The organism is Caballeronia sp. M23-90, assembly GCF_053574605.1.
This window is the reverse complement of sequence record NZ_JBSIPA010001045.1, coordinates 1-255: the sequence shown is the minus strand read 5'-3', so window position 1 is coordinate 255 and position 255 is coordinate 1. Positions and strand designations below refer to the sequence as shown.

At 51.0% G+C, this 255-nt stretch carries 2 tRNA genes; both read left to right on the top strand.

The window, feature by feature from the left end:
* Positions 1–23 precede the first annotated feature (23 nt).
* Positions 24–100 (top strand) — tRNA-Ile (locus tag ACRXB1_RS37725).
* 65 nt (positions 101–165) lie between these two features.
* Positions 166–241: transfer RNA gene (locus ACRXB1_RS37720), tRNA-Ala, on the top strand.
* Positions 242–255 lie beyond the last annotated feature (14 nt).

The following is a 255-nucleotide window of genomic DNA, read 5'->3' as shown; positions in this document are numbered from 1 at the left end:
TCGGCTGTAAGAAGACAGGCTAAGGGTCTGTAGCTCAGTTGGTTAGAGCACCGTCTTGATAAGGCGGGGGTCGTTGGTTCGAATCCAACCAGACCCACCATTTACTCTTGAACGTTTGAAAGAACGAACGAAGATAAATGCAGACCCTCAAGCATCAAGGTATTTGGGGGATTAGCTCAGCTGGGAGAGCACCTGCTTTGCAAGCAGGGGGTCGTCGGTTCGATCCCGTCATCCTCCACCAATCATCAATGCCAA